Genomic DNA, 8,967 nt, shown 5'->3' on the forward strand with positions numbered 1-8,967 from the left:
CGGATATGTGCGAGTGAATGAATTTCAAGAGACCTCGCGCGTAGGCGTCTTCTGCGCTGGGGAGCCGACGGGAATCGGAGGCGTTGATCTTGCTCTGATCGAGGGACAAATCGCTGGGTATGCGGCGGCCGGTCGTCCGGAACTGGCGCGCGCCCTGTTCGGACTACGTGCGCGCTGGCGGTGTTTCGCCTCTCGGCTCAATCGCGCATTCGCCCTCCGCCCGGAATTAAAATCTCTTCCCGATGCGCGGACGATCATCTGTCGGTGCGAAGACGTTCCGTTGGAGCGCTTGAGGAGATATGGTTCCTGGAGGGAGGCGAAACTCCAGACCCGATGTGGCATGGGTCCGTGTCAGGGGCGGATTTGCGGTCCCGCCGTCGAGTTTCTCTTCGGCTGGACTGTCGAGTCGCACCGGCCGCCGATCTTCCCAACTCGCGTGGAGAGTTTGATGCAGGCTCCATTCCCAGGGCGAGGAGGAAACATATGACGATGCAGTGGAAAGGCGTCATGCCGGCGATAACCACTTGCTTCGATGAGCGTTTGCAGATTGATCACGCCTTCATGGCCAGGCACTGTATCTGGTTGATCGAGAACGGATGCACGGGCATTGTGGCCTGCGGATCTTTAGGAGAAGGAGCGACGCTCAGCTTCGAAGAGAAGCTTGCTGTCTTTCGGACCTGCGTGCGTGCCCTTGATGGGCGCGCGCCCGTTGTCGCGGGGATTTCGGCCTTGAGTACTCGAGAAGCTGTCGAACTGGCCCAACGGGCAGCGGACATTGGATGCCAGGGCCTCATGGTCCTCCCTCCTTACGTCTATCGTGGGGACTGGAGGGAGATGAAGGCCCACATCGCGGCCATATTCCGCGCGACCCCACTCTCATGCATGCTTTATAACAATCCGATCGCCTACGGCACGGATTTCCTCCCCGAACAGATTCAAGAACTCGCGGCCGAGCATGAGAATTTCCATGCGGTAAAAGAATCAAGCATGGATGTTCGCCGCGTGACGGCGATTCGCGCCCTCGTCGGCGACCGCTTGGCTCTCTTCGTGGGCGTGGACGATCTGATCCTGGAGGGCATTGCTATGGGAGCGGTCGGATGGATCGCTGGTCTCGCCAATGCCCTCCCCCGAGAATCGGTGGTGCTCTTTGAGCTGGCGCAGCGAGGTGAGTGGGATCACGCCTTCGCACTCTATCGTTGGTTCTTGCCCTTGTTGCGGATGGACACGGTGCCGAAGTTCGTGCAATTGATCAAGCTTGTCCAGCAAGAAGTCGGCATGGGGAACACGCGCGTGCGACCTCCTCGCTTGGAGCTCGTCGGTGCGGAATTGGAGCAAGCTCGCGCTGTGATCCACGCCGCTTTGCAGACACGCCCTGCGCTCGCGCCCGTTTCATAGCTCGGGGGGCTGGATTATGTCGCTTGCCGGTTTTTCTCTCATCGGATCTCGTCACGGAGCTCCGGGCGGGACGCTGTTTTTCGCCATTAATCCCGCGACCGGTGAGCAGCTGGATCCTCCATTTCACTCGGCCCATCTGTTCGAGGTGGATGAAGCCGCGCAATTGGCGGCACGGGCGTTTGCCACTTACAGTCGGATGTCTGGCCGTCAACGGGCGCGTTTCCTCCGCCAGATCGCGGAGAACATCGAAGCCTTGGGCGATATGCTCCTCGACCGTGTAGAGCAAGAGACGGCCCTGCCTCGGACTCGACTTCAAGCCGAGCGCGCGCGAACCTGTTTTCAACTCCGGTTGTTCGCCGACCTCGTGGAAGAGGGATCGTGGGTTGATGCGCGCATTGATCGCGCTGATCCGTATCGCCAACCGATCCCTAAGCCCGATGTTCGCTCCATGATGCATCCACTCGGTCCCGTCGCTGTCTTCGGAGCGAGCAATTTCCCCCTAGCGTTCTCCGTCGCTGGTGGCGATACGGCTTCAGCACTAGCGGCTGGAAATCCCGTGATCGTCAAAGCGCATCCGGCTCATCCCGGGACATCCGAACTGGTCGGACGCACCATTCTCGAAGCGGCGCGCGCGTGCGCGATGCCTGAAGGCGTCTTCTCGCTCCTCTTCGACGCAGGCATCGAGATCGGCCGCGCGCTCGTCAAGCATCCCTCTGTGAAAGCCGTCGCCTTCACAGGCTCGCGTGCCGCAGGCCTCGCCCTCATGATGGAAGCGGCTTCTCGTCCCGATCCAATTCCCTTTTATGCGGAGATGAGCAGCATCAACCCAATCTTCATCCTCCCTGGCGCTCTGCGTGAACGCGGAGAGCAGATCGCTATCGGCCTTCATGCCTCGGTCACGCTTGGAGCTGGCCAGTTTTGCACGAAGCCGGGGATCGTCGTGATCGAAGAAGGAAGTACTTCCTCGTCGTTTGTCGAAAAGCTCGCCACATTGATGGCTGAAGCATCAACGTTCACGCTTTTGACCCCGGGCATCTGTGCGACGTATCGTCGAACCATCGAAGAGCGCGCGCGTCACACGGTTATCACTCTCATCGCCCCTCGGCCCGATGTCCCCCTCGGTCTCGAATCGAAAGGATGTCATGTTCGCGCCGCGCTCTTTCAAACCGATGCGCGATCATATCTCGTGCATCCGGATCTGAGCCAAGAAATCTTCGGCCCAGCGACGTTATTGGTCACTTACTCGCATCGAGAGCAGCTTTTGGACATCGCTCGCCAGATGGAGGGTCAACTGACGGCCTCCATTCACGGAACGGAGGAAGATCTCCTCGCTTTTCGCGATCTGATCGCGATCTTGGAGACGAAGGTCGGCCGATTGATCTTCAACGGGTTTCCCACGGGCGTCGAAGTTTGTCACGCGATGGTACACGGCGGTCCCTTCCCGGCGACGTCCGACGGACGCTCCACCTCAGTGGGCACGCGAGCGATTTATCGTTTCACCCGTCCCGTGTGCTATCAGAACTTTCCCAACACGGCGCTGCCCGATGAGCTGAAGGACGAAAATCCCCTGGGCATCTGGCGCTTGGTGGATGGGCAATGGACGCGCGAGCCCGTGCGTTCGACAAGCGGGTGAACGAAGAGCACGCCCGCTGTCAGAGCGAGACCTCCACGGGCTCGCCGGTGAAGACGATCGTGCGCACATCCTTTTGCGGCGCGAGGCGTAGATGAAACCGCCGGGGCGACGGCGGCAGCACCCGCGTGCCCTCGACGAGCTGCAGTCTCAGGCGCCGCGTCCGATCGTTCCAAACAGCTTCGATCTTCATTTGTTCCCCCTGGCGATAATCGAATGTCACGCCATCATCTTCGTAGAGGACGAACCGGCCGTCCGCGCCCGGATAGATCGTCAGCGTGATCGGCTCTTCGCTTGGTTGCATCGTGTGCTGCTTCACCGGTCCAAGAGGAAGAATTGTTCCCGCCCGTACGTAGAGCGGCAGCGTCGCCAAATCCACAGCGCGATCTACCTCCCGCCCACCTTCCACGCGCTCTTCCGTCCAGAAGTCGTACCACAGATCGGACGGCAGGTAGAGTCGTCGCACAGTCGCCCCTTTCTCCGTCACCGGCACGATGAGAAGATCGCGCCCCCACAGGTACTCGTCACCACGCCCGATGGCCGAAGCATCGCGAGGATAATGTAGCCACAAGGCCCGAATGATCGGCAATCCTGTCTCACACCCTTCGCGCACGACGCTGTACAGATACGGCAGAAGCCGATAACGCCACTCCAGATAGGTGCGACAGATGGGCTCGACATGCGGGTTGCGCAGCTCGCTCGGATCGGGATTGGCGGCATCGCTATAGGAACGAATCTCATCCGGTCCCAACTGTCCCGTATTCCATCCCCACGGCAAGCGCAGATGCCACGTCCGCCCATGCGAGCGAAAGAGCGGACAGAAGGCGCTGAATTGAAACCATCGCACGTAGAGTTCTCCCGTCAGCTCCTTCGTCGGAACGAATCCTCCCGTATCCGTTCCCCAATACGGGATGCCGCTCAGTCCGGTATTGACGGCCACGGGGACATGCGTGCGCAGCGTCTCCCAGGTGGAATAGACATCGCCCGACCAGAGGAACGCGGCATACCGCTGCATGCCGGCGTGCCCGTTGCGATGCAGCGCGTAGGGACGCTCGTTCGGACGATCTATTTGCGGCCCTTCCCAATACAGGCGATTGCGCACAAGACGCGCTGTGCGATCGAGCGGATCACCTTCGTCTACCCACCATCCGTCTATGCCCATGGCAAAGACGCGACGATGCAGATTCCAATAACATCCCGCTTCTTCCTCATCGAATCGCGTCAATTCGCATCCATCCCGAGCTGTCCCGCGCAGCGTGCGCGCAAGAATGACGACGTGCAGAACGATGCGAAAGTTCATCTCATGCAGCTCGCGGATCATGCGCTCGGGATCGGGAAACACCGACCGATTGAAGGAGAAGGAACCATTGGCCGTGTTCCATCCCGACGGCGTGAATCCGGTCCCCAAGTAAATCAGCACATCGCAGGGCAGCTTCTTCTCTCGAAAAGTGCGAGCGACGGAGAGGACCTCGTCTCGACCGGCGAGCGTGCGATGCGATTGTTGATACCCGAACGCCCAGAGCGGGGGCATTTCAGGTAATCCCGTGAGGCGCGCGTATTCAGCCATGATCTCCGTCGGCTCCGTCGTCCCGATGACGAAGAGATCGAGTGGAAGCGCGTCCTCCGGACGCCGTGGCTCGAATCGGCCTTCTGTTCCCGTGAGATCGAAAATTCCCTCCGGCTGGTGGATGAATATCGCCCATCCCGACGTCCCGATGAGCCAGGGAATCGGCACGCGCCCGCCGTGCGTGCGCAAGCGATAGCCACCCTGACCGCTGCGCATGAGATCGCGCGATCCTCGACGATCGAACTGTGGTCCTCCTTGCCCAAGACCGAGAACGGGTCCATCCCCAAAGAGAAAGTTCATCGCGCCAGCGCGCGGATCGAGCTGGAGACGTTGCACAAGGCGTCCTTCGCGCGTCTCAACGTGAACCGTCAACGGCTCTGGGGAGAACCAAACGACAAGCTCTCCGACTGGCACTCGCTGCGAGTTACGAAGAGACCGCAGCCGGGCAACCGGCGCTCCCCACGTTTCCCGAACGAGCGAACCGTCCTGCGGGATCGGCATCGGGCGGTCGCCGTCGAGCGGCACCACACTGAGGCGCACCGTGCGCGCACTCACCGGAGAGATCACGATCTCAACCGGTCGCCCCAGAATCCGCAGCTCACCTTGAGCGCGAGTCTCGCGGAGGCGGAAAATTGTCCCAGCGGCCGTCGCGCTCAACCCCTTCAACACCTCGCGTCGAGTGACCTCCACCATATTCACTCCTTGTTCGGAACTATCTCCGGAATCCGCGTGAGGGAACCCATCAGCTCAGTTCCTTTGGTCTCCCTCGCGCTCTCGAACCAGCTCGACGAGTATTGTATTCCCGGAGATGCGCAATTCGATCTCCGATTCCTCTCCGAAACGGACGGCGCCCATGCGTCGTCCGTCTTGAACGACGGCATACGCCATACGTGATGCTCCCGGTTCTCGGGGGGATTCTCTTCCTAACGCCGCGTCCCTGAGCGAAACGCGAAGCTGCGTTACGTGCTCATCCGATGTTCGATTCTCGATCACCATCCGAACACGCCCCATATCGCGGGCGACGACGATCGGTCGTTCGACGGCGAATCCATCGCGGTCCAGCTCGATCATCATCCGGAAATCGGCGAGCACGATGTGAAAGCGCTTCCGCAGTCCATCGCGTGGGATAACCGAGAATTCGTCTTCTGACATGGTGAGCACGCCACCATAGGCGAACCAATCGAACAGCGGATCGCGAGTCAAAATCGTGGCCGCCGCTCGGAGGAAGCCGCCGAAGCCGAGATCAATTTCACCATCGTAGTGCCAGGCTCCTCGCGGCATATCCTTCCGAATCCACGCGCGTCCGAATTTGGCCGTCATGAACTGCCAGCCCGCGGCTCCATCATTCTCTTTGCCAGGGAACCAGAATCCGTAATTCGTCTCCGGTCGCCCCGTGTTCATCAATGACCAGGAGCTCAAAATCGAAGCGTAGCCGAGTTGAAGCCAGTCCGTCGGGTCCGTGGCAAAGTGGATGGCGTAGTCGAGAATCGCCCAGCCTCCCATCGCGGCCATGTAGCTCATCGCGCCTACGTCGGAGGAACCGGTGAAGTCCGCCCCGAGCAGATAATACGCTGCTTCCAACCAACCGCGAACAGCCAGATTCGCCCGCAACTGCCGCTCCATGAACGCCCGCGCATCTTCCTTTCGCACGACCGGATGCGAATACCACTTCCGCAGCCGCTTGTCGAACCAGAGATTTTGATCCGGTTTCATCTCATGCGTGGCTCCGTACTTGGCCACGGCGTATGTCGTCTCGAAAGCCGTTCGGTCGAACGGATATTCCGAGCGATAGGGATACGGATCGTCGTAGATGAAGTACTTGGCCTTCTTCTCCCATTCGCTGCGCAGCCACGCTGCTTTCTCCGGGAATCCCTCTCGTTCCAACGCGGTGATGAGCGACAGGATCACGACTTCGTTATAGCAGCCGATTTTGTACGTCTCATACTCCTCCGGCAAGATCTCGTAGGGATAGAGGAAATAGGCCCGCGCCGTTTGATAGGCGCGTTCGAGATACCCCCGCGCATCGAGGTAGCGCACCAGGTGAGGATATTTCCTGGCGATTTCGTACATGTGGAAGTAGAGCATGATGACGTGAGGATAATCGAATGAACGCCAAATGGGCATTTTGTCGAGATGGCGATTCCGAATCCCAGCGCGCGCCCTCGGATCAGGGTCGCGGTTCACCTTCCAGTTGGGCACACCGTAGATGCCGTATGGATATGGATGTTCTTGATCCGTGCGTTGCAAACCGCCCCAGACGAAATGCTTGATGTAGTACTCGACCGACGCGATCTCCTCCGGATCGGGAAAATGAACGTTTTTCGCAGCGACAAATGGAGCCTTGCCGAGCGCTGGATCATCGGAGGCCAGCACGTAGCCCCACCAATAATCGAATCCGTCGGTGTCATCCGGGCTGCGCAGGACTTTGTTCTTCATGTCGTAGACCGAGTAGAGCCCGTTGTACCACTTGGACGGGTCTCGATGCTGCTGCCGCTGGGTGATGAATCGGCTTCGCTTTTTGATCAGGGTCTCCAGCGGCTCCGTCACGAAGAACTCCAGATAGGTTCGCCGACCACCGTCATGCCGGATCGTCACCAGGTTCTCTCCGAGTCGAGCGAAGGCAATGCGATACAAGTGGTGATCGGGACGTCGCTCGCCGAGATACGTGATGCGCGTCTCTTCGGGAAATTCCGGTTCCAACGCCTCGATGTGAGCTTTCGTGCGCAGCGCGAGTGTGGCCGTCAGATCTTCGGGAACCGTCATTCCCGGGACAACACGAATGTCGAAGAGCCCTTCCCGATAGAGGATCTCGCGCATCTCGGCATACGACTGCGCCCACTGAAATCGGACCCCATAACGAACCTTGCTTCCCGAAGCGCCCGCTGGCGACAGATCCAAAAACGTGTGTGGCTGTCGCCAGCTTCCTCGCGTCTCGCGTCCACCGGTGAGCCCCGAATGGATATAGGCGCGATAATTCCGCCGTCCCTCGGACGTGTAGTACTCGAATTTCGTCCCCGGATGGACAGTGATGATGAGATAGGGAGGTTCTCCATTCGGTCGCACGAAATAGAGGAACGATCCATGCCCGGCGATGAAGTGGTGTTTGGTCCAGCTTCGCTCGAAGATCGTCCGCGCATCTCCTGCGGGAAAGCGCCAGGGAATCGGTAGCGCGAGATCCCCGATCTGCACGGGGAAATTCATCGCCGTTTCGATCTCGATGGTCCAATCGAGGACCTTCCCCTCAACTTTGAACTGCTGAACCATCTTCAGCGGCGATCCGGGATCGGTGTCCGTGTAGGTGAGCACGCCCTTGTCCGGCTCCGCGTGAAGCGTTCGCCTGCCCGTATAAATCGGCAGCCAATCTCCTCCCTCCACTCGATAGGTGACGATCGGCTCCCCCAAACGCCCTTCGCCGCTCAGTAGGTCAGCTTGGAATGGATCTTGGGGATTCCGTAACTGAGTAATCCCACGATGATCATACGTGAGCAGGAACTCTTCAGTGCGAATTGTTCCGGAGAGGTTTTGCCCTGATACTGGCAGAAACTGGAGGAGAAGAGACGTGACCAGGCTCAGGATGATAGGCGATCTTCCTACCTTCAGCTTCATCCGCAGCCCCCTCCCTCAAAAGAGACGTAGGCTTTCCGGCCCAGAATTTTCGCAGGCTGGAAAGTCCACACTACCCGTAGTGCAAGCTTTCTCGCTTGCGCACCATCACAGACGGAGACGAAAAGGTCCGCACTCTCCTACTCCTAGATTCCGGCGCGCTGGCGGGCGCGGCGGATGACAGCCTCCATCTGATCGCGATAGATCGTGAACGTGTCGTCCACGACGCTGAGCGTTGGAATCTGCTCGTCCCGCAGCGAAAGTGTCTCCGGATTCCAGCGTCCGAATCCCGCTTCGTGCACTCCGGTGCTGCCTCGTCCTGGAGCCGGATGGCTGAGATGCTGGAAAGCACGCGCATATTTCTGCACGGCCGCCGGATAGGCGAACTGAGAGAACACGTGATAGAGCGGGATGAACTCCAGGAGCGCATCGTAATGCATCTCGCCGCACGCCACCACATGCGGATATTTCGCTCGCAGGTCGAGGACAAGTCGGCGCGTCCCTTCATGCATATCGGCCTGCGGATTGTTCACCCACCCCCCAACGATATCGAGGAAATAAGCGTCCACGCCGTAGCGCTCGATGACCTCCGAGATTCGCTCAAAGAGGTGCTCACGCCAAGAGGCGACGCCGAGATTCATGTACGACAGCCAGCCGTCCTGATGGCGATCGTTGTCCCAATCCACCCAGTTGAGATCAAAGCGGTCGCCATCAATCTTTGATGTCGCCGCGTCAGCTAAACGGGCAAAGACGGGTTGCTGACGATTGGCGG

6 protein-coding genes are annotated in these 8,967 nt (G+C 59.5%); 3 read left to right on the forward strand and 3 right to left on the reverse strand.

Annotated elements, in window-relative coordinates:
* From NZ746_07340 to NZ746_07350, 3 genes are all read left to right on the forward strand, one after another.
* On the forward strand, nt 1–487 hold a 487-nt coding region (locus NZ746_07340), incomplete at its 5' end, for an FAD/NAD(P)-binding oxidoreductase (protein ID MCS6817177.1).
* Nucleotides 484–1,395: a dihydrodipicolinate synthase family protein gene (locus tag NZ746_07345; GenBank protein MCS6817178.1), complete on the forward strand. Its 912-nt coding sequence runs from the start codon at nt 484–486 to the stop codon at nt 1,393–1,395. The genes NZ746_07340 and NZ746_07345, both read left to right, overlap by 4 nt.
* A 16-nt stretch (nt 1,396–1,411) precedes the next feature.
* Nucleotides 1,412–3,028, forward strand: a complete 1,617-nt coding sequence (locus NZ746_07350) for an aldehyde dehydrogenase (NADP(+)) (GenBank protein MCS6817179.1) — start codon at nt 1,412–1,414, stop codon at nt 3,026–3,028.
* A gap of 19 nt (nt 3,029–3,047) precedes the next feature.
* Here NZ746_07350 and NZ746_07355 read toward each other — a convergent pair whose 3' ends face one another.
* The 3 genes from NZ746_07355 to NZ746_07365 form a co-directional block, all read right to left on the reverse strand.
* Nucleotides 3,048–5,285: a DUF5110 domain-containing protein gene (locus NZ746_07355; GenBank protein MCS6817180.1), complete on the reverse strand. Its 2,238-nt coding sequence runs from the start codon at nt 5,283–5,285 to the stop codon at nt 3,048–3,050.
* Nucleotides 5,286–5,339: 54 nt separating this feature from the next.
* Entirely contained in the window at nt 5,340–8,198 is a 2,859-nt protein-coding gene (locus tag NZ746_07360) for a DUF5695 domain-containing protein (protein MCS6817181.1), read from the reverse strand.
* Nucleotides 8,199–8,341: 143 nt separating this feature from the next.
* A partial coding sequence (locus NZ746_07365; GenBank protein ID MCS6817182.1) for a hypothetical protein occupies nt 8,342–8,967 on the reverse strand: 626 nt, incomplete at its 5' end.

This window comes from Blastocatellia bacterium, assembly GCA_025055075.1.
Lineage (GTDB): Bacteria > Acidobacteriota > Blastocatellia > HR10 > HR10 > HR10.